Origin of the sequence: uncultured Pelagimonas sp., assembly GCF_947498515.1 — a bacterium.
In the GTDB taxonomy this organism is placed as follows: Bacteria; Pseudomonadota; Alphaproteobacteria; order Rhodobacterales; family Rhodobacteraceae; genus Pelagimonas.
The window spans coordinates 1-428 of sequence record NZ_CANMKO010000039.1 but is presented as its reverse complement, the minus strand read 5'-3'; the positions used below and the strand labels follow the sequence as shown (position 1 = coordinate 428).

Genomic DNA, 428 nt, shown 5'->3' with positions numbered 1-428 from the left:
ATGAAAATCGCAATGATCGGCACGGGCTATGTGGGTCTGGTTTCTGGCGTCTGTTTTTCGGATTTTGGGCACGAAGTGATCTGTGTCGACAAGGATCCCAAGAAGATCGAGATGCTGGAACGGGGTGACGTGCCGATTTACGAGCCCGGACTTGATGCTTTGATGGCCAAGAACGTGGACGCCGGTCGACTGAGCTTTACGCTTGATCTGAACGAGGCGATTGACGGGGCCGAGGCGGTTTTCATCGCCGTTGGCACCCCGACGCGGCGCGGCGATGGCCATGCGGATTTGACCTATGTGATGGCCGCAGCGGAAGAAATAGCCAAAGCCGCCAGCGATTACGTGGTGGTTGTGACCAAATCCACTGTGCCCGTCGGCACCAATCGCCAGGTCAAGCAAACCATCGCCAAGGCCAATCCTGACCTCGA

The 428-nt window shown here is 57.0% G+C and carries 1 pseudogene; it reads left to right on the top strand.

The features are described from left to right. A pseudogene (locus Q1A43_RS22420) lies at positions 1–428 on the top strand (UDP-glucose 6-dehydrogenase); the annotation flags it as partial.